The 25,446-nt window shown below is 63.1% G+C and carries 19 protein-coding genes; 10 read left to right on the forward strand and 9 right to left on the reverse strand.

Annotated elements, in window-relative coordinates; genetic code table 11:
• Positions 1-6 precede the first annotated feature (6 nt).
• The 9 genes from L0U83_RS32570 to L0U83_RS32610 all read left to right on the forward strand — a co-directional run bounded on the left by L0U83_RS32570 (position 7) and on the right by L0U83_RS32610 (position 12,134).
• The gene (locus tag L0U83_RS32570; RefSeq protein ID WP_233888289.1) at positions 7-858 is read left to right on the forward strand and encodes an amidohydrolase family protein; all 852 of its coding nucleotides are present in this window, start codon (positions 7-9) and stop codon (positions 856-858) included.
• Positions 859-944: 86 nt separating this feature from the next.
• Positions 945-2,225 (forward strand): MFS transporter, encoded by a 1,281-nt coding sequence (locus tag L0U83_RS32575; RefSeq protein ID WP_233888290.1) that lies wholly within the window; start codon positions 945-947, stop codon positions 2,223-2,225.
• 192 nt (positions 2,226-2,417) lie between these two features.
• Complete coding sequence (locus L0U83_RS32580; RefSeq protein ID WP_233888291.1) at positions 2,418-3,401, forward strand: DODA-type extradiol aromatic ring-opening family dioxygenase; 984 nt, start codon at positions 2,418-2,420, stop codon at positions 3,399-3,401.
• A gap of 35 nt (positions 3,402-3,436) precedes the next feature.
• Positions 3,437-4,294 (forward strand): HpcH/HpaI aldolase family protein, encoded by an 858-nt coding sequence (locus tag L0U83_RS32585; RefSeq protein ID WP_233888292.1) that lies wholly within the window; start codon positions 3,437-3,439, stop codon positions 4,292-4,294.
• Positions 4,295-5,839 (forward strand): acetolactate synthase large subunit, encoded by a 1,545-nt coding sequence (locus L0U83_RS32590; protein ID WP_233888293.1) that lies wholly within the window; start codon positions 4,295-4,297, stop codon positions 5,837-5,839.
• Positions 5,840-5,894: 55 nt separating this feature from the next.
• Positions 5,895-6,788: a type 2 periplasmic-binding domain-containing protein gene (locus L0U83_RS32595; protein ID WP_233888294.1), complete on the forward strand. Its 894-nt coding sequence runs from the start codon at positions 5,895-5,897 to the stop codon at positions 6,786-6,788.
• Positions 6,789-6,898: 110 nt separating this feature from the next.
• The gene (locus tag L0U83_RS32600; protein ID WP_233888295.1) at positions 6,899-8,803 is read left to right on the forward strand and encodes a hypothetical protein; all 1,905 of its coding nucleotides are present in this window, start codon (positions 6,899-6,901) and stop codon (positions 8,801-8,803) included.
• A gap of 346 nt (positions 8,804-9,149) precedes the next feature.
• A complete protein-coding gene (locus L0U83_RS32605) occupies positions 9,150-10,625 on the forward strand; it encodes a DUF1254 domain-containing protein (protein ID WP_233889109.1) in 1,476 nt (491 codons plus the stop codon).
• 45 nt (positions 10,626-10,670) lie between these two features.
• On the forward strand, positions 10,671-12,134 hold the full coding sequence (locus tag L0U83_RS32610) for a DUF1254 domain-containing protein (RefSeq protein WP_233888296.1): 1,464 nt from the start codon (positions 10,671-10,673) through the stop codon (positions 12,132-12,134).
• A gap of 247 nt (positions 12,135-12,381) precedes the next feature.
• Here the strand turns inward: L0U83_RS32610 and L0U83_RS32615 are convergent, their stop codons facing one another.
• From L0U83_RS32615 to L0U83_RS32645, 7 genes are all read right to left on the reverse strand, one after another.
• On the reverse strand, positions 12,382-13,986 hold the full coding sequence (locus L0U83_RS32615) for a GMC family oxidoreductase (protein ID WP_233888297.1): 1,605 nt from the start codon (positions 13,984-13,986) through the stop codon (positions 12,382-12,384).
• Positions 13,983-15,749 (reverse strand): alkyl sulfatase dimerization domain-containing protein, encoded by a 1,767-nt coding sequence (locus L0U83_RS32620; protein WP_233888298.1) that lies wholly within the window; start codon positions 15,747-15,749, stop codon positions 13,983-13,985. The genes L0U83_RS32615 and L0U83_RS32620 overlap by 4 nt, the downstream gene beginning before the upstream one ends.
• A 46-nt stretch (positions 15,750-15,795) precedes the next feature.
• A complete protein-coding gene (locus L0U83_RS32625) occupies positions 15,796-17,508 on the reverse strand; it encodes an alkyl sulfatase dimerization domain-containing protein (protein ID WP_233888299.1) in 1,713 nt (570 codons plus the stop codon).
• Positions 17,509-17,572: 64 nt separating this feature from the next.
• Positions 17,573-18,877, reverse strand: a complete 1,305-nt coding sequence (locus L0U83_RS32630) for an MFS transporter (protein WP_233888300.1) — start codon at positions 18,875-18,877, stop codon at positions 17,573-17,575.
• A 129-nt stretch (positions 18,878-19,006) separates the two neighbouring features.
• Entirely contained in the window at positions 19,007-20,137 is a 1,131-nt protein-coding gene (locus tag L0U83_RS32635) for a porin (protein ID WP_233888301.1), read from the reverse strand.
• Positions 20,138-20,488: 351 nt separating this feature from the next.
• Positions 20,489-21,097 carry a thiamine pyrophosphate-dependent enzyme gene (locus L0U83_RS32640; protein WP_233888302.1) on the reverse strand — a complete coding sequence of 203 codons (609 nt, stop codon included), beginning with the start codon at positions 21,095-21,097 and terminating at the stop codon, positions 20,489-20,491.
• Between the two features lie 19 nt (positions 21,098-21,116).
• Positions 21,117-21,647, reverse strand: coding sequence for a thiamine pyrophosphate-binding protein (locus L0U83_RS32645; protein WP_233888303.1), 531 nt, complete (start codon positions 21,645-21,647; stop codon positions 21,117-21,119).
• Positions 21,648-21,714: 67 nt separating this feature from the next.
• Here L0U83_RS32645 and L0U83_RS32650 point away from each other — a divergent pair, with 67 nt between their 5' ends.
• Positions 21,715-22,434 (forward strand): Crp/Fnr family transcriptional regulator, encoded by a 720-nt coding sequence (locus tag L0U83_RS32650; RefSeq protein WP_233888304.1) that lies wholly within the window; start codon positions 21,715-21,717, stop codon positions 22,432-22,434.
• Positions 22,435-22,472: 38 nt separating this feature from the next.
• Here the strand turns inward: L0U83_RS32650 and L0U83_RS32655 are convergent, their stop codons facing one another.
• Positions 22,473-23,753 carry an MFS transporter gene (locus L0U83_RS32655; protein WP_233888305.1) on the reverse strand — a complete coding sequence of 427 codons (1,281 nt, stop codon included), beginning with the start codon at positions 23,751-23,753 and terminating at the stop codon, positions 22,473-22,475.
• A gap of 122 nt (positions 23,754-23,875) precedes the next feature.
• On the reverse strand, positions 23,876-25,312 hold the full coding sequence (locus L0U83_RS32660) for an aldehyde dehydrogenase (NADP(+)) (RefSeq protein ID WP_233888306.1): 1,437 nt from the start codon (positions 25,310-25,312) through the stop codon (positions 23,876-23,878).
• Positions 25,313-25,446 lie beyond the last annotated feature (134 nt).

Consider the following 25,446-nt stretch of genomic DNA (forward strand, 5'->3'; position numbering starts at 1 on the left):
GCACGCATGGCTTCTCAAATCGTTGATATTCATCCTCACATCATCTCGGACGACGAAGTGCGCTATCCGCCCACGCCGCTGTTCGGCAAGCGATCCGAGTGGTCGAAAGAGCGTCCGACCACGGTCGAGACGCTGATCGCCGCAATGGACGAGGCGGGCGTCGCCAAGGCCGCGGTGGTGCATTCGTCGACGACCTATGGCTTCGACAACAGCTATGTCGTGGACGGATGCGCGAAGTACGCGGACCGGCTCGTCGCGGTCGGCTCGGTGGACGTGCTGCAACCGGACGCGCCGCAGCGCATTCGTGAGTGGACCGAACGTGGTCTCGCCGGCCTGCGTCTGTTCACGGGCGGCAGCACCAAGGAGTTCGATCCGAGTGAGCTCGACGACGCGCGCTCGTTCACGGCCTGGGAGTTGTGCGCCGAACTCGATTTGCCGATGTGCATCCAGACCGGTCCGGTCGGCCTGCCGCAGATCACGACGCTCGCCCGCCGGTTTCCGACTGTGCGTATCATTCTGGATCACCTCGGCCGCCCCGAGGTCGCGGACGGTGCGCCGTACGCGAGGGCGCAGAGCCTGTTCGAGCTTGCGTCGCTCGGGAACATCTACCTGAAGCTCACGCCGCGCATTTTCGGCGACGTGAAGAAGGAGAAGGCGAGCGCGGAAACGTTCTTCCCTCGCGTGGTCGAGGCGTTCGGTGCGCAGCGCATGGCATGGGGTTCGAATTTCCCGACCTCGCCGGGCAAGCTTTCGGAGATTCTCGCGACGGCGCAGGCTGGGCTGCAGAGCCTGAGCGATCAGGACCGTGAGTGGATCTTCGGCAAGACGGCGCTCGCGCTTTATCCGGCGTTGGCCTAAGGCGGAACATCCGGCCAGCCGCCGCGGCGCATGCGTGTGCCGCGGTGGCCGGGTAACAGAGAGTTTGATCGAGAAAGAAGAAGCAGATGGAGACAACTCAACCAGAGCGAAGCGCGACAGCAAGCCGATGGAGCGTCCTCGCGCTTCTGGCGCTCGGCGTGTTGATTTCGTTCGTCGACCGCACGAGCATTTCCAGCGCGCTGGCGGACCCGGGCTTCATTCACGGATTCGATCTGAGCAGCGTCGATCGCGGCTGGATCAACGCGGCCTTCTTTTGGTCCTATGGCGTGTTCCAGGTGCCGATGGGCTGGGTAGCGGATCGCTACGGCGTGAAATGGCCCTATGCAATCTGCTTTGCGCTGTGGTGTATCGCCACGACGCTGATGGGCGCGGTCACGGCGCTCGAAAGCCTGATCGTGATGCGCCTGATCGTCGGCGTGACCGAGGCGATCGTGATTCCGGCGAGCTATCGCTGGATTCGCAACAACTTCGACGAACGCCAGAACGGGCTCGCCGTAGGCATCCTCGCCATGGGAAACAAGTTCGGCCCGGCGTTCGGCGCGCCGGTCGGTGCGTGGTTCATCGTCAACTATTCGTGGCAGATGATGTTCATCGTGACGGGCCTGGTCGGTCTCCTCTGGCTCGTACCGTGGCTCTTGTTGGTGCGTAACGACTTTCCGTCGCGCGCCGCGCTGAAGAAGGCGAGCAGCAATGCCCGCACGGTGTCGCTGGGGAGCATCCTGTCGAGCCCGGTTGTCTGGGGCGGCATGATCACGAATTTTTGCTACGGCTACTTCACGTTCTACTGCATGACCTGGATGCCTTCGTATCTGGTCGAGCAGCGCGGCCTTTCGCTCGAGCGCTCGGGTGTCTATACGTTCTTTAGCTTTGCCGGTATTGCGATCGTCGCGGCCGTGGCGGGATGGGCGGCAGACAGGATCATCGAGGCGGGCTACAACGCGATTCTCGTGCGCAAGTCGTTCACGATAGCGGGCTTCGTGGGCGGGTGCACGGTGCTGCTCGGTGCGTATGCCCATTCGCTCGAAGGCGCGCTGTTCTGGAACGTGCTGTCGCTCTCGCTGCTCGGCATGACGACGGCGAACAACCTCGTGCTCTCGCGGCTCACGCTGATTCCGAAACAGGCGATCGGCCTCGTGACGGGCGTGCAGCAGGTCGCGACGAGTCTTGCGGGCGGCGTTGCCGCGAGCCTCTCGGGCTGGCTGCTGCACGTGAGCCACAACTACGTACTGCCGATGATGGTGATCCTCGTCTTCCTGCTCATCGGAGCGACGGCGACCGCGGTGCTCTTTCGTCCGGAATGGGCGCCGAAGGTCTCGGACCCGAAAGCGTTGCTTCAGGAGGCCTGAGCACCACGATGCGGCCTGAACACAGGCCGCATCGAAATATCGAAGCAGCTATCCGATTTGATATGTATTCCGAATTATTTAACGGATGTCGTGAACGGTCGAAGCGACCTGTCGCGGCACTCTCAAAAGCTTCAGGACGCACCCAATTTTAGGCAACCGGCACGGCCGGTGGTAATTGACTGGAAATCACACATGGCGAAGATCGTATTCGGAATGGCGGTGCCGCACAGCGGCATGCTCGGGCAGGCGCCGGAGGACTGGCTAAAGAACGGCGAGCGGGACCGGAACAACCCCGAACTGTGGTTCCGCAATCGCACGTGGACCTATTCTGAGCTCGAAGCCCATCGCAAAGCGGCGTTCGAACCGTTCCTGACGATGGAGGAGCGCACCGCACGCGCCGCGCGCTGCCGCGTGGCGCTCGACAAGATGGCCGCCGCCTACCGAGAAGCCCGCATCGATGTCGCGATCATCCTCGGCAAGGACCAGAAGGAGATCTTTACCGAGTTCTCGCCGTCGATCGCAATCTACACCGGCGAGGAAGTCCACAACGGACCGCCGCAGCGCGCGGTCTACGCGCCCGACCATCACGTCACGCACAAGTGCCATCCGTTGCTCGCGGCGTATCTGGTCGAGCGTTTCCAGAACGAAGGCTTCGACCTGACGGATCTGTTCGCATGGCCCGATAACGTGTGGATGAAGCCGTTGCCCGAGTACCCGGTGGTGCCGCACGCCTATAGCTTCGTCTACCACCAGATCATGGGCGACAACCCGCCGCCGCATGTGCCGGTCATCATGAACTGCTTCTATCCGCCGACACAGCCCTCGATGTCGCGCTGCATCGAGTTCGGCGAAGTGCTGCGCGATGCGATTCAGGCGTGGCCCGAGGATGTGCGCGTTGGCATCTTCGCGTCGGGCGGTCTGTCGCACTTCGTCAACGATGAAGAATTCGATCACCGCATCATGAAAATGCTTGCCGAGTACGACTACGACGGCCTTGCCGCCGTGGACGACCGCTCCTACCAGTCGGGCACCTCGGAAATCAAGCTCTACGCGAGCGTGATGAAGGCACTGCAGGAAACCGGCGCCGAGATGACGCTCGTCGACTACGTGCCGTGCTGGCGCACGCCCGCCGGAACCGGCGAGGGCATGGGTTTCATGTACTGGAAAGCCGACTGAGCCGGATTCAACCCAATTCAACGAGAGAAAAGATCATGAGCGACACCCGTCTGAACAGCATCATTCGCGCATTCGAATCAGGCAAGCCGGCCTTCACCGCGTTCTCGAAGCTCGACAAGCAAAACGCCATCGAAATGAGCGACGCCCCGTATGAAGGCATCGTCTTCGAGATGGAGCACAACCCCTATGACGTGGCTGCGCTCGGCGACGCGCTGCAATACATGCTGAGCCGCAAGCAGATTGCGGAGTCGGGCTCGGTCGCGCCGCGTGTGACGCCGATCGCGCGCATTCCCGCCAACGGCGTGGAAATGAATCAGTCGTTTGCGAAGCAGGTGCTCGATCGCGGCGCTTACGGTGTGATCTGGCCGCACGTCGCAACGGTCGAGCAAGCCTATAACGCAGTGGCCTCGTGCCGCTATGCGCGTCCGAAGGGCGCGCCGCTCTACGAGCCGAAGGGCGTGCGCGGCGACGGCCCCGCCAACGCCTCGCGCTACTGGGGCTTGAGCATGGCGGACTACTACAAGAAGGCCGACGTGTGGCCGCTCGCGCCGCAGGGCGAAATTCTCGTCGGGCTGATGTGCGAGAGCACCCAGGCGATCGAAAACCTGGACGACATTCTCGCGAATGTGCCCGGCATCGGCTTCATTCTGATCGGCGAAGGCGACCTGAGCCAGGAACTGGGTTGCCCGCGCGATTACGAAAACCCCATCGTGGTCGATGCGATGCGCAAGATTGTCGAGACCTGCCACAAGCACAACGTCGTGGTTGGTCACCCGCACGTCACGGCGAAGAACCACAAGCGCCTGATCGAGGAAGGGTATCGCATGCTGATGTCGGCACCGCAGCGCAGCTACGGCGTCGTGGGCCTCGCGCGCGAGATGGCAGGGTACTAAATGAACGGTGCTGAAAGCCTCGTTGCTACGCTCGTCGATCGGGGCGTCGACATCTGTTTCGCCAATCCGGGCACGTCGGAAATGCACTTTCTCGCCGCACTCGAAAACCCGAAGATGCGCAGCGTCCTCTGCCTCTTCGAGGGCGTGGCGACCGGTGCCGCGGACGGCTGGTATCGCATGAAGGACACGCCGGCCTCCACGCTGCTGCATCTTGGGCCGGGTCTCGCCAACGGGCTCGCGAACATCCATAACGCGAAGCGCGCGTCGTCGGGGATGGTCAACATCATCGGCGAACATTCGACCTCGCATTTGAAGTACGATCCGCCGCTTACTTCGGATATCGAAGGACTTGCGCGACCGTTGAGCCACTGGGTGCGCCGCGCCGACTCCGCGAGCGCGATCGCATGGGACGCCGCGAAAGCCGTCGACAAGGCCTCGGAGCATCCGGGCCAGATCGCGACACTGATCCTGCCCGGCGACACGTCATGGCGCGAAGCCGGCACGACGGTCACGCCGCCGCGCGAAACGGCGCCGCGCAGGACGCCCGATGCCGCGCGCGTCGAGCACGTAGCGCGCGTGCTGCGCTCGGGCGAACCCGCGCTGATCATTCTCGGCAACAAGGCGACGCGCGGTCTCGCGCTCGAACGCGCGGGCAAGGTGGCGGTGGCCACTGGCGCGCGCCTGGGCTCTCAGTTCTTCACTGCGCGCATCGAGCGCGGCGCGGGGCGCGTGCCGCTCGCACGCATTCCGTATGCGGTCGCGCCCGCGCGTGCATTTTTGAAGGACTTCAAGCACATCATTACTGTCGAGACGAGCGAGCCGATCGCGTTCTTCAGTTATCCAGACAAACCGAGTCTGCTCAAGGAAGAAGGCACGCTCGTGCATCCCCTCGTCGAGGCTGACGAGGACAGCGCGCTCGCGTTCGAGATGCTCCTCGAAGCGCTCGGCGCCAACGCGACGGCACCGCTCGTGCAGCCGCGTGTCGAAACGGCCGCACCGACCGGCGCGTTGAATCCGGTGAGCATCGCGCACGCGCTCGCCGCAGCATTGCCCGAGAACTGCATTGTGGTCGACGAATCGCTCACGACGGGCCGCGAGACGATGGGCTACACGATGGGCGCCGCGCCCCACGACCTCATCAACAACATGGGCGGCTCGATTGGCTATGCAACGCCTGTGGCCACGGGTGCTGCGCTCGCGTGCCCGGACCGGCGCGTGTTCTGCATGGTCGGCGACGGCAGCGCGATGTACACGATCCAGTCGCTGTGGACTCAGGCGCGCGAGAACCTGAACGTCACGACGATCATCTTCGCGAACAACAGCTACGCGATTCTCAAGGCCGAGTACGCGAACATGGGCGCAGGCACGCCGGGCGAGCGCGCGCTCGCCATGATCGACATCGACCGTCCGCGCATCGACTGGCAGGCAATGGCCAAAAGCATGGGCGTGCGCCCGGTCGCGGTGGATACGGCCGAGGCTTTCTACAAGGCGATGACCGACTCGGTGCGCGAGCCGGGTCCGTGTCTGATCGAAGTTCGTCTGTAATCCTGATGAAACAGAGCAAGCAATCCTAGCCAATCATGCACAAGGAGTGGCATCAATGACTACGTTGACCGGGGTGCCCACGCTGCGCACCAATCTGGCCGAATATGCGGTAACGAAGGCCATGCGCGACGGCCGGGTAAAATCGGATCTCGTCACGCTCGACTATTGCGGACCCACGCCCGCGCACAACGGCTTCAAGGCGATGGTGCGCGAGAACGCCTTCGACGCGGGCGAACTCGCAATCGTCACGTTCTTGCAGGCCAAGGCTTACGGCAAGCCCTATGTGCTGCTGCCCACGCCGATCTCCGGCCGCTTCCAGCATCATTGCGCGGGCTTCAACATCGACTTCGGGCATCTCGACCCCAAGGATATCGAGGGCAAGAAGGTCGGCGTGCGCACCTATAGCCAGACGACGGCGCTCTGGATTCGCGGCATCTTGCGCCACGAATATGGCGTCGATCTCGACAAGGTCACGTGGATGACGCTCGGCGACGGCCACCTCGCCGAATACAGCGATCCGAACAACTGCCGGCGTTTGCCCGCAGGTTCGTCGATTCCGCAGATGATGCTCGACGGCGAACTCGCCGCGGCTCTCCTTGGCGAGGACATGCCGAAGGACCCGCGCGTGCGCACGCTCGTGCCCGACGCGCAGGCGGCGGCGAAGAACTGGTTCGCGCGCGAAGGCGTGGTGCCGATCAACCATATGTTCGTCGTGCACGAGCGGGTGGCGAAGGAGCGTCCGGACGTCGTGCGTGAGATTTACCGCATGATCGTGGAAAGCCGCGCGCAGACGGAAGGCGGCGTGCCGGCCGTGTTCCCGCCGATCGGGCTCGAAGCGAACCGCAAGGGCATCCAGCTCGCCATCGACTGGGCACTTGACCAGAAAATCATTCCGCATCGGCTTTCCGTGGATGAGCTGTTCGACGATGTCACCGGCAGTCTCGGTTGATCAACAGTTGATGAGAGTGTGTGTCGGCCTGAAATGCCGGTCCGACGGTTTACAGATAGGTGTGGTGCGAAAAAAAAATGGAGACTAGTATTGTGCGTCCCTCGCTTCAGATGAAAAAGAGAATCCTGTCCGGCCTCAGCATTGCCGCCGCCGTCGCCGCGTTCGTGCCGGGAGCGGGCGCCGCGACTGCGACCAAGGGCGACCTGCTGATTTATCGAATTGGCCCGACGACCTCGGAACTCTATGTCGCCAATGCCGATGGCAGCGACGAGCATCGGCTGATTCCGACCGATGGTTTCGACTATCACGGTTCCTTTTCGCCGGACGGCAAATGGATCGTGTTCACCTCTGAGCGCGATGGTCTCGGTCACGCCAGCCTCTACCGCGTACGTGTGGATGGCACGGGGCTGCAACGTTTGACGGACTGGGTCGGCATCAGCGATGGCGCGGTCTACAATCCGGCCGATCCGAATGTGATCGCGTTCGTGTCGTCGCGCCGTGGCAAGTCCACTTACGGCACGACCCACATCTGGACGCTCAACATCAAGACCGGCGCGCTGCACAACGTCACCGGCAATATCAAGTTCGACCCGAACAAGCCGCACAGTTTCTTCCGGCCTTCGTGGTCGCCTGACGGCAAGTGGATTGCGCTGTCGTCCGATATCGGCACCGACTGGCGCGGCCACAACTTGCCGGTCGGCTGGGAGCGCACGCAGGAAAGCAGCATCTACGAGATCCATCCGGACGGCACGGGCTTCAAGCAAATTACCGCGCATGCAGGCTTCGCCGAGGGCTCGCCGTCATGGTCGGCGGATGGCAAGCACGTGGTGTTCTACGAAACGCCGGTCGAATCGACCTGGGGGGCACACCGTCCCGAGGCGATCGGCAAGGTCAGTTCGCAGATCGTGCAGGTCGATGTGGCCACGGGCGAGCGCAAGGATCTGACGAGCACGCCGGGATTCAAGGTGTTCCCGCAATATGTGGGCGCGACCGACGTCGCGTATCACATCAAGAACGGCGAGCAGGAAGGCCTCTATACGACGGGCGGCGAGTCGCGTGTGACGGCGGGAAGCGGCATTCGCTCGCCGCATTACTCGGCCGACGGCAAGAAGGTCGTCTACGAAAAAGTGGTGTACGGTAAGCCGTTCCATCCGAACGGCACGCCGCTCTACAATTTCGACCCGCAATGGAACTATCGTTTCGTCGATGTGTTCCCGCAACTCTCGCGCGACGGCAAGTCGCTCGTGTACACGGAGAAGGCGGTCGGCTCGTCGATCGTGGTGGCGAATACCGACTTCACTGATGCCCGCCATATCTACGATCCGCTGACCAGCGGCCTCGATCCGAAGATGATCAAGATGGGGCTGGCAGGCGCGTTCCAGCCGACCTGGTCGCCGGACAAGCAATGGGTGGCCTTCGGCGTGGGCGGGTGGTTCTTCACCCGCAACCACATGCCGGGCCAGATCATGCGGATCAAGGCCGACGGCAGCATGAACGGCAAGCCGGAGATTCTCACTGACGGCAAGGAAAACGCGGGCTTCCCGAGCTATTCGCCGGACGGTACGCGGATCGTCTACCGTGTATGGAGCGATACCGACAAGGGTCTGCGGGTTCTCGACCTGGACACGCACAAGACCACGGTCCTGACCAACGAGCCGGACAACCTGCCGGGCTGGTCGCCGGACGGCAAGAAGATCGTGTTCACGCGCAAGGAGGTCAATCCGGACGACCCCAACAAGTTCCATTACGACGTGTATACGATCAATCCGGACGGCTCGGACGCGCAGCGTCTGACTCCGCAGGGTTCGAACCAGGCCCACGCGACCTGGACGTGGGACGGCCGTATTGCGTACAGCTCCGGCGAATACGGTTTCCGCGACGAGCTTTCGCTCTATGACGATACGTTCCAGCCCGATGGCCAGAACTGGGTGATGAACGCGGACGGCAGCGATCGGCATGCGATCACTGACACGCTCTGGGAAGATTCGATGCCGCTTTATATTCCCAGGCAGTAAGGCCGCCCCGGCAGGGCGAGATGGCAAAGGCACCGCGCTTGGGCGCGGTGCCTTTTTTTATGGGTCTTCGCTGATTTCCGGGTTCTTCCTTTCGGCTCATAGGCATCCCTGGCAGTGTGCGTCGGAGCCTGTGGACCCGGTGCCTGCCCTTTTCACGTGTAAGACTTGTGATATTGCCCCAAAGGGCAACTTCGTTGCCCTTTTCCCTAATGGCCAGTCGTTTGGGAATATCTGATGCTTTCAAGACCGTGCACTTGCAGCGCAATTCCTGGCGCATAAAGGGCTGCCGGCATCCTCAGAGGGCATCACGATGACACTTTCGCGTAGAGACTTTCACCGCGTGAGCATGGCAATGGTGGCGGGGATCGCAGCTGCTGGTAAAAGCACCAATGTCATGGCCGACGAGGCGCCGACGCCTCTGGCGTCGGGAGCGGGGAGTCCAATGGAACCGCTAGGCGGCCAACCGCCGGCTGGCTCGACTCCCTCGATCAAGGATTTCGACTACCAGATCAAGTATCAGCGCGCGTTCGAGGCGGTTCTGTGGAACATGCCCGCAATTGCGATCTACAGTTTTCGGCGGGCGGCATTCGACAATCTGGGTGTCAAGGATAACGACATCATCTCCTATTCAGCGCCGGCTACGCCGAAGCTCGAAGCCATCACAGCGAATAGCACGACGCCATACATCACGGCATTTACCGATCTGCGAAAAGGGCCCGTTGTGCTGGAGGTCCCCACCGCCGGTGCCGAAGGGAGCGTCTACGGACAGGTCGTCGATGCCTGGCAGTTCACGATCGCGGACGTTGGACCCTCAGGGCTCGACAAGGGCAAAGGTGCGAAGTTCTTGTTCACAGCACCCGGTTACAAGGGCTCCGTTCCCAAGGGCTATCTCCACGTCGCCTCGCCCAATTTCAGGATCGCGCTGGCATTTCGCTCAGTTCGCGCGCCAGGCAAGACTGCGACGGATGCCTATCACTACGCCCAGCGGCTACGCATGTACTACCTGTCGGAAGCCTCGAATCCGCCGAAGCAGCGTTTCATCGATCCCATCCACGATCGCTATCCCACACTTCCGTTTTTCGATGAGCGTCACTTCGACGACATGCACGCCATCATGAGCGTCGAGCCTGTCAACCCGCATGACAAGATCATGATGGGCATGCTCACGTCGCTGGGAATCGAAAAGGGTAAGCCTTTCACGCCGGACGACACGACGAAGAAGGCCATGCGCCAGGCGGCGATCGACGCGTGGTTCTATCTGCAATACTGGTACGACCATTTTCCGCGAGAAAAGCTGTTCTGGCCGGATCGACACTACGCCTCGCTTCTTCAAGCCGACGACAACAAGACTTTTACTTTCGTATACGACGACAGGATCGATCTGATCAATCGCGCGGCCGAATACTTCTGGTGCACCTACATGCCCAGAGTCCTGAGCGATGATCCCGCTACCCAGTATTTGATGGCCATGGCGGACAGCAACGGCCATCTGCTCGAAGCCGGAAAACTTTACAAGCTCGACGTACCGGCCCAGATGCCCGTCAAGCAGTTCTGGGCGCTCACCGTGTATGACCGGGCCACGAATGCGTTCATCTACAGCGAGTCCAACCGCACGACGCTTTCGTCTTACGACCTCGACACCATGAAGAAAAATGCGGATGGCGGCGTGACGCTGTACGTTGGTCCCAAAGCGCCGGACGGCCTGGAGTCTAACTGGATACCGACCGCAGGAAAGCGCCCGCTGCCCGCCATGCGTCTTTATGGTCCGACTGAAGCGCTCAACAACAAGACTTTCAAGCTAGCGGATTTTCAATTGGTCTGAATGGTTGGCTCAGTCAGAGCGCAGCCGAAGTGGTGCCAGCTGCCTATGGGGGCTGCTTCAAGACGAAAATCGTTCAATCTACAGGAGCATGGGATGAACCTGTCCAGAAAGTTGAAAGCGTGTTCGTTCGCAATTTGCCTCGCGATCGGAGGGCAAGCGGATGCACAAGGTACGTCGTCTCCTGATCTTCTTCTGACCACGCCCGCTACACCCGATGTCCTTCAGAAAGGCCTGCACGCCGACGGGTATAGCCTGGCGATCATGGCCTATTACTGGGGTTATCCGCTGGTCAGAATGGAGCGCGTCGCGCGCGAGTACACGGATGTGCCGTCGCCCAAACCGGCGACGAGTTATCGCGCACCGCTCGATCATATTGGTTGGGCGACCTCGCTCGCGTCTCCTGACGCGAAGGACATGCCGACCGCCAATAACGACACGTACTACATGAGCGCGGTGCTTGACCTCACCGAACCGTATGTCCTGACGGTGCCCGATACGCACGACCGCTACTACGTAATCGATGTCTTCAACATGTGGCAAGAGCTGGAGCACTATATTGGTCGTCGCACGACAGGCACCAAGGCCGGGAAGTACGTGCTCGTGCCACCGGGCTGGAAGGGAACGCTGCCGAAGGACGCGAAGCGTCTGGACGTCAGCACGCGCAAGGTCTGGCTGTGGGGGCGACTGCACGTCAAACAGGGCGAAGATACCGCGCCCGTGCAGGCATTGCAGAAGAAGTTCACCGTCGCTCCGTTGAGTGGCAGGGCAGTCGGCAACCCGACACTGTCGCCGCTTCCGCAGACCGGCAACGACGAACTGGGATTCTTCACGGAACTGGCTGCTGCCCTCAAGGATAATCCGGTCAAACCCGCCGACAAGGCGTTGTTTGCGCAGTTCGCGCGTATTGGTCTGACCGAAAAAGGCTTCGACGCCAGCAAGCTGGACGCCGCCACCCGCAAGGGCATGGTGGAAGGTCTCGCCGACGGACCCGCAGTCGCAATCTCATCGTTCGCGAGCACGTCGACGGTACGCAATGGCTGGAACTGGGTGACGGGACTCGATAGTTTCGGCTTCAACTACCCGTTGCGTGCCATGGTCGCAGGGCCGTATCTGGGCGGACAGGGCGAGCACGAAGCCATGTATCCGATCCGTTACACCGACAGCAAGGGGCAGACGCTGAGCGGGGCGAACCAGTATGTCGTCAAGCTCGAGTCGGCACCGCCAGTGGGGGCATTCTGGTCGTTGACCATGTACAACGCGGACGACAAGATGCTGGTCGCCAATGACATCGGCCGCTACAAGGTAGGCTCCGATACACCGGGGTTGAAGATTGCGCAGGACGGCTCGATCACCATCCCGATCTCGCACACCAAACCAACAGGCGAGGACGCGGCAAACTGGCTGCCTGCGCCGAGCGGCAATTTCTATGTGATCTTGCGCATGTATCAACCTTCAGATGCGATCCTTTCTGGCAAATGGGCATTGCCGCAATTGAACAAGGTGAACTAGGCAACATCGACACCGCGCACAACAAGCCGTTTAGCGCTGGGGTTACACAATGCGTCTGTTCCCGATGCAAACCTGTGACTCACGAAGCTTGCGCCCGGCAGCAAACCCGGCGTTGCCAGCCGTACGACTGGCTAACGCTGGGCGCCGCATCCGTTGCCTGCACGGGCAGATGGCGAGTTTTCGGCTGTCCGTTCTTGCAAGTGAAGTCCCCGTCAGGCGCTTCACCGCCTGACGGGTTTCGCGCTGGCTACCGAGCCTGCTTCAGCAAGTCGGCGCCCTTTTCGCCGATCATGATGGAGCCGGCGTTGGTATTCGACGACGGCATGGTCGGCATGATCGAAGAGTCGATCACGCGCAGTCGCTGCACGCCGCGCACCCGCAGTTGCGGATCGACCACGGACGTTGCATCGCCGCCCATGCGGCAGGTGCCGATGGGGTGCCACGACGTCTGCCCGCACACCTTGATGTAGTTCAGCAGCGCTTCGTCATCCTGAATATCGATGCCCGGCCGTGTCTCACGCTTGACGTATTCGCTCATGGCGGGCTGGTCGATGACTTTGCGCGACAGGCGCAGCGCGTCGAGCATGGCGCGGGTGTCTTCGTCGTGCGTGAGGTAGTTCGGTTCGATCATCGGGTCGACGAGCGGATCCGGGCACTGTGCATGCAGCCAGCCTTTGGACTGCGGACGCAGCTGGAAGAAGCCGACCTGAAAACCCGGGAACGGGTCCACGCTGTAGCGGTCCGGGCCGCTCATCAGGTGGATCTGGATTTTCACCTCTGGGCGCGTTTGCTCCTTGCGCGTCTTTGCCTGCGCATGCACCGTGGCCGACGGTGTGGCCATGAACCCGTCGCGTGTGAGCAGGTAGTTGGCGCCCATCAACAGGGTGCGCCATTTACTGTTGAGGACCTCGTTGACGGTGATGGCCTGCGTGCATTCGAAGGTGATGCGTGCCTGCAGATGGTCGCGCAAGTTCTCGCCGACCTCCGGCGCGTCGTACACCACGGGCACGTTCAGTTGCTGGAGGCGGCTCGCCTGTCCGATGCCGGACAGTTCGAGAATATGCGGGCTCTTGATGGGGCCGCTCGACAGCACGATCTCGCGCCGCGCGCGGGCCGTCTTCAGCACGCCACCCTGGACGTATTCGACGCCAACCGCCGTCTTGCCTTCGAACAGCACGCGCGTGACGTGCGCCTCGACCTGAAAGTCCAGATTGCTGCGCTGCCGGGACGTCGTCAGATAGCCGAGCGCGGTGCTGCAGCGCCGGCCGTTGCGTGTCGAAAGCTGCAGGAAATTCACGCCTTCGTACTTCTCGCCGTTGTAGTCCTCGGCGAGCGGGATGCCCGCTTGCTGGCAGGCCGTGACGAATGCGTCCGACAAAACGTGGCGTCGGCTGTCGCGCAGGTCGGTGACCGAAATCGGTCCGTTGCGGCCGCGATAGCGGTCCTCGCCGCGCCTGCTCGACTCCATGCGCTTGAAGTAGGGCAGACAGTCCGCGTACGACCAGCCGGTGCAGCCGGCATCGGCCCAGCCGTCGTACTCGCGCGGATCGCCGCGCACGTAGATCATGCCGTTGACCGAGCTGGAGCCGCCCGGCAGCTTGCCGTGCGGCCAGTAGATCTCCTGGCCGGCGAGGCTCTTTTGCGGCACGGTCTTCGACTGCCACACATAGTTCGCGTCGCCCAGAATCTTGGCAACGCCGACGGGCGTCTTGACCCAGAAGTCCTTGTCGCGCGGTTGTCCGGCTTCCAGCAGCAGGACTTTCGTCGCTGCGTCTTCGGTCAGGCGGGTTGCAAGCGTCGCACCGGAAGAACCGGCGCCCACGACGATGTAATCATATTCGGCCACGTTCATGCGGCGACTCCACGCCGGATGCCGGCAAAATCAGGGTTGATGGACTGCTGTGCGTCGTCGAACAACGCGAAGAAGCGGACGAGATCGTCGCTTCGGTTGCAGGTTGCGCGGCCGCTCTCGAGCAGCGCTTCGATCGATGTCTGCCCGACGTAATACTCGGCCCACGCCTCATGGTCGAGGCGCAGGCTCAGATCGCCCTGGGCTGTCGCGCCAGGGTCGCGCTGGAATTCGCAGACGCCGCGTCGCACTTGCAGCGCGTGACTCACGCCCTTGTCGGTGATTTCGATCACCAGGCGTTGCTGTACCTCGGCCGAACGCGCAGGATCGAGGCGCACACGCAGAAAGTCGACATAGCGCGCCGGCTCGACTGCGCGGATGGCCGGCATGTCGGGCAGCACGCTGCGCACGGGCGTGATCTTGCGCTCCAGTTCCAGCGCCTGGGTGAGGTTGAAGTGGCGCGGGATCGTGCCTGGCGCGCGATACGCGATCTGGCGCAGCGCTTCGGCCTGGGCCTCGCGGAAGACGTTGCTTTCGCGGTCGGTGGCGAGCAGCCAGCCCGCAAGGCGGCTTGCCCAGACCAGGTCGCCCTGTGCCATCGCGTTGTGATACTGAATCAGCACCTGCTCGGCGCCGCCGAAGCCCGCCACGATGCGCCGGGCTTCGTCGTCCGCAGCGAGACGATGAATGCTCGCGGCGTCGCCGTCGAACCAGCCGAAGATGTGGTTGTACAGATGCAGAGGGAAGTAGAAGAACTCGCTATAACTTTCCGAGTTGTTCGCGAAGTCGCGCAAATGTGGCGGCAGCTTGACGAACTCTTTCAGGTCGTCGGGCGACAGGCCTTTGTTGATGCCGCGCAGCGTCTGGTCGATCATGAAGCTGATCGCGTCCATGTACAGTTCCAGCGCCTGTCGCACCTCATGCTTGCCGATATACGGCAGCGCGTGCGTGTTGACGAGCACTTCCGGCTCGAGGTCGCGGATCAGCTTCAGGCCGTTGCGCCACGAAGCGGGATTGCGGAACACATCGCCGCGCAGCGTATAAAAGTTGAACAGACTGGGCCACAGGAAGTTGTTGTAGACCAGCTTCATCTCCGGCACCCAGGCCGTGAGCGTGTCTTCCGAATCGGAGAAGTGTTCGGTGAAGAACTGCATGCGCAGGCCGGCCACCATCAGCTCGTCGCCGTCGTGCACGAGATGCGTGGCGGGCGCCGTGCCCTTTGCGCGGCCCGGAGGAATGATCGCGGCGAGGCCGGTGTCCGGGCCCTGCTGCGGCAGGTGCAGCGCGAATTGACGCTCGTAGCGGGCCGTGAGGGCGGGGACGGCTTCGGGGAATTCGCCTCCCGAGGCAAAGCCGGTGGAGATCTCGGCCAGGTGCCTGTTCACCTGATGATGGCCGATGATCATCGCGTCCGGCGCTTCGCGCGTAAACGCCTGCGTGCCGTGCGCATAGTGGTTGTGGCTGTACACGATCGCCTTGATCGGTCGGTCGCTGACCTTGCGGAATTCGGCGAGCGCGCGCTCGCCGTCATCCAGATCGTCGCCCGTGTCGAAGATCACGAGGCCCTCCGGCGCTTCGACCATCATGCGGCTCGAAATGCCGATGCCCACGAGGTTCCAGACCTTGGGCGCCACCTCGATGAGCCGCGGCGCGACGGCGAAAGTCGCCGCGATCGCCTTCAGCGTCGAAGCGGCGACGCGCGCGCCGCGCGGGCCGTCGATCAAGGGGATGTCGTGTTCGCAATAGCGATCGAGGGTGCTGCTCATTATCGTGTCTCCTGATAATCGTTCGTTCATGCCTTGGCCACTGAAGTCAGATTGCCCGACGCCACGCACCGAGCAGCGCTCGACCCAGCGACGCGTCGCCGCTGATTCGCGCGCCTGCATCCAGCGTGCGCTGCACGTCGGATTCGCCGGACACCAGCTTGGCCCACTGATCCATCGTCAACTCGACCGCGCAGTCGGCGTGTTCGGCAGGGCCGGGCGCGACCTGCACCACGCCGTGGCGCAACGCCAGCGTGAAGTGGTGCCCGGCGATGGACAGGTTCGCCTGACGCGGCCCCGCCGCGCTCAGTTGCGCATCGAGCTTGAAGCGCATCGCGTTCACGTAGGTGCCCGGCGGCATCTGGCGTACGGTCGTAGCGTTCACGAAGGTGAACGGTGGCGTGCTCGTATCGACGCGCCCTTCGAGTTCGCGTGCTTGCGCGAGATACCACGAACGCGTGTTCGCGGCAGTGGTCACCCGGGCCATCGCGCGCAGCGCGTCGGCCTTGAGTTGCCGGCCTTGCGCGGTGCCGACGCCCGCACGAAGTGCGGCAGTGGCCAGTTCGGCGGCCCACTGGAATTCGCGCTTTTCGAGCGCCTCGCGCGCCTGCTTGAGCACTTGGTCCGTGCCCCCGGCGAGTTCGACCCACCGGCGTGCCGAGTCCGCTTCGGGCAAGCGGTGCAACTCGACGGTGTCGTTGCCGAACCAGCCAACGAGACCGCAATAGATTTGCCGAACGTAGAAGGGCAACTCGCCGTAGAACTGGCCCGTTAGACGACCGTTGGCGAGAGGCGCGGGCAGTTTCACGAAGCGCACGAGTTCGTCGGGCGACAGTCCCTGATTAATGCCGCGAACGGTTTGGTCGTAGGTGAACTGAATACAGTCGCGGTATTCCGCCACGGCCTGGCGAATGGCCTGCTTGCCGCTGATGGGAACGCCGTGCACACCGACCAGATGTTCCGGCGCAAGCGCCAGGATCTTGTCCAGACCCGGCAGCAGCCTGGTCGGGTTGCGGAACGCTTCGCCGCGCAGCGTGTAGATATTGAACATCGCCGGCCACGCAATGTTGTTGACCACGACGCCTTCTTCGGGCATCCAGATCAGCACGGTGTCGTCCGAGTCGGCCGGCGTGTGCCAGAACTGGAAGCGCACGCCATCGATCGTTTCGCACTGGCCGTCATCGAGCAAATGGTTGGGACGCACGAAGCCAGGCGTAGGCGTGTAGCGCTCGAGCGGGAAGAATTCGGCCCCGAGGCCCTGGTTCGGCATCGCGTCAGGGCCCTCCGGCGGCAGGAACATGCCGAACTGCATCGCGACGCGCCGCGTAAGAAACGGCGCGAGGTCACCCAACGTGCGCGACATCACCTGCAATAAGTCACGGTGCGCGTAGACCGGCAGCCGTTCTTCTTCGCCGGCCGGCACGTAGGTGCGCGAACCGAGCGCGTAGTGACCGTGCGTGTAGATCAAAGCGCTGACCGCGCGGTCGGTGACGGTGCGAAAGTCTTCGAGCTGCTCGGCGGACTGCTGCACGCAGTCGCCCGTGTCGATGACGATCATGCCGTCTTGTCCGAGCACCATGGTCGAATTGCCGAGGCTGCTGCCGAGCTGGCAATAGACCCGATCGGTCACCCGATGCAGCTTGCGACCGAGCGCGGCGCCGTGTGCAATCAGGCGCGCGTTGGCGATTTCGCCTTTGGGACCGGTCTTCACATCGACCGGGCCGCCCATGTACGGTGACAAACCAGTGTTGCTTTCAGACATTGCGTATTCCCGTTAAGGGTGGCAAGTGAATGTTGTTCGGTACGCTCGACGGCCTCTTCCTCGATCACGCAGATCGGGTGGGGGAGTGTGTCCCGTCGAGGGAAGCCCCGGCCAGACGGCGCGTGGACCGCATTGGATTCAGGCAGAGCACGCCGATCACGCCGCCCGCGATCAGCATCAGGCCGCTGATCGCAAAACCCTGCTCATAACCGGCGGCGCCGGAACCCGAAGCGACTTCGACGAGGCGGCCGGTGACGACCGGCGCCAACACGCCGGCGATCGACGCGATCGAGTTGTCGAACGCGAGGATGGCGCCGCGCTGCGAAGCTGGTGTCACCTCGCCGAGCATCGCGGGCCCGAGCGAATAGATGACCGGTGTCAGGCCGAAAGCGACGGCAATCAGCAGGACCTTCTGGATGCCGCTCAGATCGAGTATCAGCAGCAGGCAGAAGAGTGCCCCTGCTACGACAAGGCCGACGCTGGCGAACACGCCGCGCGCCATGCGCGACGACGCGCCTTTGGCCAACAGGCGCTGCGACCACCACGACAGTCCCACGTTGATCGGCGTGCTGATCAATACGACGAGGGCGAACAACCGGCCAGACGTGATCGCGTCATAGCCCAGGCCTTTTTGCAGGTAGCTCGGCAGCCACGTCAGGACCAGCGCGAGGCTCCAGTAGGCGACGAAGTGCAGCAGGAAATTGCCGAGCACGGTGGGATCGGCGAGGAGTTTGCGATAAGGCACGCGCGCTGACCCGGCGTCGTCCGGGAGCTTCCCGACCGGATGGCTGTCGATCGATCCTTCCGCGCCGAAGATCAGCCAGAGCGCGGCCCAGACCATGCCCACGACGCCGAGCGCGACGAAGTTTGCACGCCAGCCCCAATGTGCCGTGATGACCGGAATCGTGAAGCCCGCGAGCAGCAGGCCGACCGTTGCCCCTTGCGCGATGAGCGAAACTGGCAAGCTGCGCCGGTTGTCGGGGAACCACTTGAAGCAGGCGTGAATCGCGACGGGCCACGACGGGCCTTCGCTGACGCCGAGCAGCACCCGAGCTGCGATCAATACCGTCATCGACGTCGAAAACGCAACAGGCAGCTGCGTGGCGGACCACAGTACCGCCATCGCCAGCAAAAGCGTCCAGGCCTTCACGCGATTGGCGATGAAGCCGCCGGTGATGCCCGAGATGGCGAACAGCCAGAAGAAGCTGCCACCGACGACACCGAACTGGACCGGTGTCAGCCCCAGCTCTTTCATCAGGGGTACCGCCACCAGGCCGATCACGATTTTGTCGACGAAGTTGACCAGCATGAACAGGGCAAGCAGGACTGCGATGCACCATGCTTTGGCTGGTTGATAGCGGACGCTCATATTTGCTCCTCGCGCCGGCCGCTGCCGGTCAGACGTTGAAAGAAGTCGCTTCGAGCGGCACGTCCGCTGCCCGAATGCCGTCGTTCGGCGCACAACGAAATCGACTCGCGCGCCGACGTTACAGACGTCCTAGAACCTGTGCCGCAGGCCGGCCATCAGCCCTAGCTGGGTCGACCCGGCGGCTGCGCTCGCGCCGTTGAACCCCTGCAACTGGGCCCCGATGAGGCCGCCGCGGTACAGCGAGTAGTCGCCTTCGATGTAGGTGTCGGTCCGCTTCGAGAGGCTGTAATCGGCGAGCAGCTGGAATTGCGTCGCGTGGCCGTCGCCGCTCGCCGCCTTGCCGGTCTGCAACGTGCGCCACACGTTGGCGGACACGAGCGTCGCGCCGCCGAAGCGCTGGCTCACGCCGGCGAAGAACATTTCGCGCGACGAGAACGTGTTGAACTTCAGCGCGGTCAACTGGGGCGCCGTGAACGGACCGTTCGGGAAGTTGCCCACGAAGCCCTGATCCTGACGGTTCACCACCCAGCCGGCGTTGACGGTGGTATTGCTGATCGTGTAGGCTGCGCCCGCCGTCCAGGACTTGAAGTGGGCGGACGAGTTCACAGCGTCGCGAGAGTCGAGATACGCGGCACCGAGACGCAGCGGACCCTTGGGCACGTACGCAAGCGACGCACCGATCTGGCTGCCGGCGCCGAACGCCCCGGCCGTGCCGCCGAACGCATACGACAGCTCCAGCGTCACGTCGTGCCACACGGCCGCGTACTTGGCCATATTGCTCGTGAAGTTCCCCTGCGCCATACCCACTTCAGGGCGGAACTGGTAGAAGTTCTGGCTCATGTACGTGCGACCCACCGCATCGGCCATCGGATTGAGCTGACGCCCGAGCGTCAGCCTGCCGAACGTCGAAGACTGCAGACCGACGAACGCGGTGTTGAAGAACGGATACGTGGGATCCATCACGCCGGAGTTCAGGAAGAAGCGGTTCTCCAACTGGAACACCGCGCGCATTCCGCCGCCGAGATCTTCCGATCCGATCAGGCCGAACACGCTTTCGCTCGCGCCGCCGTTGCCGAGTTGCACCTTCGAGTCGCCCGCCGTATTGGCATGCGTCGTGTAGCGGATCGCCGTGTCGGCGATACCGTAAAGCGTGACCGACGATTGTGCGTTCGCGAGCAGGCTATGGCAGCCGATTGCCGTCACCGCCGCGACCTGAATGGCCGCCCTGATTCCCCGTTGTTCTTTAGAAGTCCTTCGCATGCCTTGTCTCCGATTTTGTTTGTATGAAACGTGCAGCCGTTTGCAGCAGTGAACGCGCGTGCCGGCGTGCAGAATCGCCTGCGCCAGTCCTGGGGGACGGGCGCCGGAGGTCCGGCACGTGAGTTTGCGCGTGGGTTGAAAAAGCGGACCAGCAGGATTCGAACCTGAGAAGCGTGCGACGGAACGCTCCAGCAACACCTGCCAGGAAAGCTCGATCACGACGGAAGGGCGACTGCTTGCCGCCACTGCCTGGCGACCCGCGATGCGGTCATGCTGGCTTCATGGCCGCGTCTTCGGCAGGCCGCCCAACGTTCGATACAGCGTAGCCGGACGTGTCTGCGCCCCGCGCGATTACCGCGGCGACTTGACGTGCGTGGCGTACCAGACGCCAAGTTGTTCGGCCTCCATGCCCATGCGCTGAAACTGGCGATCGGGCATTTCCGGCTGTTGTAGCTGTGGACCGAAACGAGCGGGCTCCGGTTCGATCGTGAGCGTCACGAACGTCGGCCCCGGCGCCGCGAGAAGCGCGGGCAACGCATCGCCGAGGGCAGCGGCATTGTCGAACGCGTGGGCGCTCGCGTAGCCTGCCGCCAGAGCCATCGCGCAGAAGTCGACGGTCTCGCCGCCGGGCACCGGCAGATTGGACGTGCCGGCGAACTGAGCACCGTTGTCGATGACGAAATGAATGAAATTGGACACGCCGCTGTCGGCCACGGTGACGAGGCCGCCCAGTTGCATGAGCAAGCTTGCGTCGCCGTCGACGACGATCACACCCACCTCGGGATTCGCCAGCGCGAGGCCAAGCCCGAGCCCTGCCGCACCGCCCATCAACGGTACCGAACTGAGCCGCAGCGCGTCGACGCCGAGTGCGTCGAACGCGAACATCGCGCCCATGGTCGCCACGATCACGCGCTGCTCGCGCGCGAGCGCGATCTGCTGGCAAGCCTCTGCGATTCGCATGATTGTTCTCCTATCCCTGTTAATGCCAGGCCACGGGCCGGCCGACGATCAGCGCAGCGGGGCCGCGGCGGTTATGCGCCGCATCGAACGCGGCCGGAACGGCCTGGGCGAGGTCGCCGTTGCTTTCGAGGCACCAGAAAGGAATGCCGAGCGTGCTCAGCAGCGGCTCCAGCAGATTCACCACGCGCCGGCGGGATGCGGTGCTGGGCCGGCCGAAATTCTCGTGCTCGCGGCCGAACTGGCCGATCAGCAGCACGGTCGGGATTCGCGCGTCGAGCGCCACGGCGCGGATCGTATTGACGCAGGCATAGAGACCCTGGTTCTGAACGACGACCACGGGGCGCTGACCGGCGATCGTGAGCCCGGCGGCGACGCACACCGCCTGGTCCTCGTTGCAGGTCCGCACGAGCCGAATATCGCTGTCTCCGCGTTCCATGGCCTGATGCAGCGCGACCTGGATGAGGTCTGGCACCGTGACGAAATGCGTGACGCTGGCCTGCTCCAGGGCTCTCAGATACGTGGTCGCGCCGATGCTATGATCGTCGGACATGCATGTCTCCTCGCTTCTGATTGAATGAAAGCGAGTCTAGAGAGAGCGACCCCGCAAATCTGTAAAAATGATGACAGAAACTGTTCGCCCGTCCCAGCGAGCGCTGGCGAGTGCCGCGCTGCATCGCGCCGCGTGGTTCGCCGCTTGCCGCCCCGATACGATCGACCGGCTGCTCAAAGAGGGCACGATACGCTTGCTGCAGCGGGGCGAAGTGCTCTGCCGCCAGGGGCAACCCGTAGAGCATCTGTGCCTGATCGTCGACGGAACCCTTGAGGTCAGCGTGACGGCCGAGGCGGGCAAGCGGCATCTGGTGCGCCATCTCGAGCCGGGGCAGTTGATGAATCTGATCCCGGTACTCGACGAACAGGGCGCGATCCACGACAGCGTGGCGCATGTCGACACGCTCGTGCTGCTGTTCAACAAAGCGCTCATTCACGACGTGCTCGATACGGAGCCCGGCTTCGCGCGCGCCGTGATGCGACTGCTATGCCTGCGTTCGCGCACCATGTATCTGGACCTCGCCGATAACAGCCTGCTGACGCTGCGCCAGCGCTGCGCGAGGACGTTGCTCTACCTGGTTGGACCCTGGGGTATGCCGCGTCCCGAGGGCGTGGCCATTTCGCTCAAGCTCTCGCAGGACGAGTTCGCGGATATGGTCGGCCGTTCTCGCCCTGTGGTGAATCGTGAACTCAAAAGCCTCGAGCGCGAGGGCATCATTCGCACGACGTATTCGCATTTCGTGATTCTTGATCTGGCTGCGCTTGAGAGGGTGGTCGAACAGCAGTGACGCAGCGGTAGACCCATCGATACGTCAGCGTGCAGAGTTCATGAAGCCTGCGCAGCGCCGGGACTATTGACCTTGGGCGCCCACTTCCGCTGAAGCAGCACCATCGTGCTTGTTGCGCCCACCAGCAGGAACACGAAGACTGCCATCATGGCAAATGTGTAATTGCCTTTGCCAAGGTAGAGCAACCAGCCAGAAAGACTGGCGGAGACACCGCCCGCAAGACTCGTGGCGACCTGTTGCAGCCCCGTGTTCAATCCGACCGCCTGCTTGGGAATCAGAGTGAGCTTGCACAGCGCCAGATTGTTGGCCGTCGCAAGGCCCAGGAGCGAGAGCGAGAGCACATTCCAGAAGAGCGCCATGCCTGGCGATCGTGTGTATGCACCGAGCAGCACCGTCGTGCCGCCAATGAATCCAGCGACGATAAACGCTTTGCGCACGAATACGGCGTCTTTGCCGCGCGCAATCATACGGTCTGCCAACCAACCTGCGAGAGCGGCGACGATCGCGATGCCGGCGAAACTGAAAAACGTATAGACGCCGGACTTTTCCAGCGAGAGGCCGCGCTGCTCGACCAGATAGGCCGGCATCCAGGTCATGCAATAGAACGCGAAATAGCTGTAGCAGAAGTTGTTGATGAGGCCGCCCCAAACCACGGGGCTCGCGAGGAGATTCCGGAGCGGCACGGACGAAGCGCGCCTCACAGCCGCCGTCAGCGCTTCGCGCGAAGGGTAGTCGTTCCTGACCATGAGGCGCCAGGGCACCATCCACACGAGGCCGATGAGCCCAGTGGCGATGTACATCGCCTTCCACGAATACGCGACGATCATCCACGCTGCAATCGGCGCACCGAGCGCCGGGCCCATCTTGCCGCCGATGGAGAAGATGCCTAGCGCGGTGCCTTTCTGGGTTTCCTCGAAGTTATTCGCGAGGTAGCGATAGGTCGCGGGCACGACGACGGCTTCGGCGAGGCCGATCAGCAAACGCATGACGATCAGCGCTGAAAGCGTCGTGACGAGCCCGGTGGCCGCCGCCGCGAGACACCAGATAACGAAGCAGATCGAGTAGGGGCGCTTCACGCCGTAGCGGTCCACGAGCCAGCCCATGGGCATCTGTGCGAGACCATAGGACCAGAATACGGCCGAATTGAGCCAGCCGCGCTGCACGCTCGACAGCGAAAACTCATGCACGAAGGCTTTGTCCGCGAGCGCTGCGGACAAACTCGTTCGATCGACAAACGAAATCAGCAGGCCGAGTGAGAGCAGGATCAGAATGCCCCACGGATTCTCGGCTGCTGGCTGCTTGACTTGACAGGTATCCATTGGCGTTGCGCCTCCTTCGCGATATCTCGAGAATGGAGCGCGGTCGCCGCACAGCGTTGGGAGAGTTGGCGGCGGCCGTACTCGTCCAGTGAGTCAGGTTTCAAATGCCACGCCGCGCGTTCTCAACAGGGCTGCCCGGCTCGCGCGCTGAGCCATGCGGGAGCGCTCTGCAGCGCGACCGGCCGCAGGAAACGCTCTAGCGCCTCGTAGCCAACCGAGGTTGTGAACGGTTGCGTCGAAGCCGGCCAGGGACCGCCATGCTGCTGACTGCGCGTCACGGCCACACCCGTCGGCACGCCGCTAAAGAGCACGCGCCCCGCGATCTGCGTGGCGCGGCGCGCGACGCGGCGCACGTCGGGCGTGTCTTCGTCCGCGCCCCACAGCGTCACAGTCAGGCTGCCGCCGATCGCGCCCAGTACGTCGACGATTTCATCGATCGAACCGACGCGCACGATCAGGCAGGCGGGGCCGAAAATCTCTTCGTGCAGCGCCGGTGTGGCGATAAAGTGCTTCGCTCTCGTGCGCGCGAGCACGGGGCGTGGGGGCGCCGCTTCATCGTGATCGGCACTGCCGGCGAGCAGGGTCTGCACGCCGGGCGTGCCGAGCAGGCGCGCAACACCCGCGTCGAAAGTGCGCTTCATGGCGGGCGTGAGCATGCGATGTGTCTGCTTTTCGCGCAATTCGTCGCGCAGCGTATCTTCGAAGCGTTGCGCATTCTCGCCTTCTAACAGGACGACGAGGCCCGGGCTCGTGCACACCTGGCCGCAGCCGAATTCGATCGACGCAGCGAGCGCTTGCGCGAGCGTCTGCGCCTGAGTGGCGAGCGCCGCCGGCAGCGCGACGACGGGGTTGATCGAGCCCAGTTCGCCATAGAACGGGATCGGCCGCGCCCGGGCATTCGCGAGGCGCCACAGCGCCGCGCCGCCCTTGAACGAGCCGGTGAACGCCACGGCCGCGATGTCGGGATGATTGACCAGTTCAGTGCCCACCTCGATGCCCGCGCCCTCCACCATGCCTAGCAGTGCGACGGGAAGTCCTTGCCCGGCAATGACCGCGCGCGCGAGTTCGAACACTTTGCGCGAAAGCTTCGGGTGACCCGGATGGGCCTTGACCACGACAGGGCAGCCCGCCGCCAGCGCAGAGGCGGTGTCGCCACCGAGCACCGAGAACGCGAACGGAAAGTTGCTGGCAGAGAACATCGCAATCGGGCCGAGCGGAACACGCACGCGGCTCAGGTGAGGACGCCCGGCGGGCGGAGCGTCGGCAATGGCCCGGTCGTCGGTCAGGGCGAACGCGTGGCCTGCCTCGACGTAATCGGCAAAGCCGTTGAGCTGAAAGCGCGTACGGTCGATTTCACCATTGAGCCGCGCGATGCCGAGCGATGTTTCCTCAGCGGCGGTGCGCACGAGCGCATCGCGCTCAGCGTCGAGCGCACTGGCCAGCGCGCGCAACAACGTCGCGCGTGTGTGTGCGGATGACTGGGCCCAGTCATCCGCGATGTTTGCTGCTGCGGTGACGGTCGTGTGAATGTGCGCGGCGCTATGGTCTTGAATCTGCATCAGTACTCCAAAGGAAGGGAACAGCTCGACGTGTCGTGTTACTCCATACGGCGCCTGCGAGGGCCGTGCAGGTGGTAATAAATACGGTGCCCTAAAACGTATCAAGCGGCCATGGGCAACCCGCAAGACGGGTC

The organism is Paraburkholderia flagellata, assembly GCF_021390645.1.
Classification (GTDB): domain Bacteria; phylum Pseudomonadota; class Gammaproteobacteria; order Burkholderiales; family Burkholderiaceae; genus Paraburkholderia; species Paraburkholderia flagellata.

Excerpts from the sequence above, each read along its gene's own strand:
- L0U83_RS32570 (WP_233888289.1), top strand. The coding sequence starts at position 7 with ATGGCTTCTCAAATCGTTGATATTCATCCTCACATCATCTCGGACGAC.
- L0U83_RS32630 (WP_233888300.1), bottom strand. The coding sequence starts at position 18,877 with ATGAGCGTCCGCTATCAACCAGCCAAAGCATGGTGCATCGCAGTCCTG.
- L0U83_RS32620 (WP_233888298.1), bottom strand. The coding sequence starts at position 15,749 with ATGAGCAGCACCCTCGATCGCTATTGCGAACACGACATCCCCTTGATC.
- L0U83_RS32650 (WP_233888304.1), top strand. The coding sequence starts at position 21,715 with ATGATGACAGAAACTGTTCGCCCGTCCCAGCGAGCGCTGGCGAGTGCC.
- L0U83_RS32645 (WP_233888303.1), bottom strand. The coding sequence starts at position 21,647 with ATGTCCGACGATCATAGCATCGGCGCGACCACGTATCTGAGAGCCCTG.
- L0U83_RS32625 (WP_233888299.1), bottom strand. The coding sequence starts at position 17,508 with ATGTCTGAAAGCAACACTGGTTTGTCACCGTACATGGGCGGCCCGGTC.
- L0U83_RS32610 (WP_233888296.1), top strand. The coding sequence starts at position 10,671 with ATGGGGGCTGCTTCAAGACGAAAATCGTTCAATCTACAGGAGCATGGG.
- L0U83_RS32615 (WP_233888297.1), bottom strand. The coding sequence starts at position 13,986 with ATGAACGTGGCCGAATATGATTACATCGTCGTGGGCGCCGGTTCTTCC.
- L0U83_RS32600 (WP_233888295.1), top strand. The coding sequence starts at position 6,899 with ATGAAAAAGAGAATCCTGTCCGGCCTCAGCATTGCCGCCGCCGTCGCC.
- L0U83_RS32635 (WP_233888301.1), bottom strand. The coding sequence starts at position 20,137 with ATGCGAAGGACTTCTAAAGAACAACGGGGAATCAGGGCGGCCATTCAG.
- L0U83_RS32585 (WP_233888292.1), top strand. The coding sequence starts at position 3,437 with ATGAGCGACACCCGTCTGAACAGCATCATTCGCGCATTCGAATCAGGC.
- L0U83_RS32575 (WP_233888290.1), top strand. The coding sequence starts at position 945 with ATGGAGACAACTCAACCAGAGCGAAGCGCGACAGCAAGCCGATGGAGC.
- L0U83_RS32590 (WP_233888293.1), top strand. The coding sequence starts at position 4,295 with ATGAACGGTGCTGAAAGCCTCGTTGCTACGCTCGTCGATCGGGGCGTC.
- L0U83_RS32595 (WP_233888294.1), top strand. The coding sequence starts at position 5,895 with ATGACTACGTTGACCGGGGTGCCCACGCTGCGCACCAATCTGGCCGAA.
- L0U83_RS32605 (WP_233889109.1), top strand. The coding sequence starts at position 9,150 with ATGGCAATGGTGGCGGGGATCGCAGCTGCTGGTAAAAGCACCAATGTC.
- L0U83_RS32580 (WP_233888291.1), top strand. The coding sequence starts at position 2,418 with ATGGCGAAGATCGTATTCGGAATGGCGGTGCCGCACAGCGGCATGCTC.
- L0U83_RS32640 (WP_233888302.1), bottom strand. The coding sequence starts at position 21,097 with ATGCGAATCGCAGAGGCTTGCCAGCAGATCGCGCTCGCGCGCGAGCAG.
- L0U83_RS32660 (WP_233888306.1), bottom strand. The coding sequence starts at position 25,312 with ATGCAGATTCAAGACCATAGCGCCGCGCACATTCACACGACCGTCACC.
- L0U83_RS32655 (WP_233888305.1), bottom strand. The coding sequence starts at position 23,753 with ATGGATACCTGTCAAGTCAAGCAGCCAGCAGCCGAGAATCCGTGGGGC.